We start from the raw sequence: 1,075 nt of genomic DNA, 5'->3' as shown, positions 1-1,075 counted from the left end.
GGCGGAGCTGGTCGGGCGAGCGCAGCCGGCCAAGCGGAGAAGGCTGGCACGAACACCTCCGGGGCCGGCGGCCGGTATCTCAGCGAGGCATGCGGGCGCACGCCGTTGTAGTGACGGCGCCAGCTTTCGATGACAACCTGCGCTTCTCTCAGTGTGTAGAAAATCTCGCCGTTCAGAAGTTCGTCGCGAAGCCGTGCGTTGAAGCTTTCGACGTAGCCATTCTCCCACGGTGAGCCTGGCGTGATGTAGGCCGTCTTTGCTCCGACGCCGGTGATCCAAGCTTGTACGATCTTCGCAACGAACTCCGGACCGTTATCCGAACGGATATGGCTAGGTACGCCACGCAGGATGAACAGATCCGAGAGCACGTCGATGACGTCGGTTGCCTTCAGCTTGCGGGCGACTCGGATCGCCAGGCATTCATGCGTGAACTCGTCGATCACGTTGAGCATCCGGATCTTGCGTCCATCGTGCGTGCGGGCCTCGACGAAGTCGTACGACCACACGTGATTGCGGTGTTCCGGGCGGAGACGGACGCAGGAGCCGTCGTTGTCCCAGATCCGCCCCCGCTTGGGCTGTCTGGCTGGGACCTTCAGACCCTCACGCCGCCAAATGCGCTCGACGCGCTTGTCGTTGACGAACCAACCGGCCGCCTTCAGCAATGCGCTGATCTTGCGGTAGCCATAGCGTCCGTACTTCTCAGCCAACGCCACGAGATCGGCCGTCAGCGCCTCTTCGTCGTCGCGGCCCCGCGGTACCTTGCGCTGTGTCGAGCGATGCTGTCCGAGCGCCCGACAGGCACGGCGCTCGGAGACGGTCATCGTCCGCATGATGTGCTCGACACAGGCGCGTCGGCGCGCGGGGCTCAGAAGTTTCCCCGGGACGCCTCCTGCAAGATCAGCTTGTCCAGCGTCAAATCGGCGATGGCTTTTCGAAGCCGAGCATTCTCGGTCTCAAGACTCTTCATCCGTCGAACTTGATCCGACTTCAGGCCGCCAAACTCACGTCGCCACCGGTAGTACGTCACCGAACTCACACCGAGCGCGCGGATTGCATCGGCCACGCTCTGGCCCTG

1 protein-coding gene is annotated in these 1,075 nt (G+C 63.0%); it reads right to left on the bottom strand.

Annotation, left to right across the window (positions count from 1 at the left end; translation table 11 throughout):
* Positions 1–1,075 (bottom strand): IS3 family transposase gene (locus tag OXS27_RS32290; RefSeq protein ID WP_267361740.1). Its coding sequence is split into 2 segments (ribosomal slippage), with 1,076 coding nucleotides annotated over them: positions 1–880 and positions 880–1,075; the frame shifts between segments, so codons are not numbered across the junction. This gene is flagged as partial in the annotation.

Source organism: Methylobacterium sp. GC_Met_3 (genome assembly GCF_026540775.1).
Classification (GTDB): domain Bacteria; phylum Pseudomonadota; class Alphaproteobacteria; order Rhizobiales; family Beijerinckiaceae; genus Methylobacterium.
This window is presented reverse-complemented; position numbering and strand designations above follow the sequence as displayed.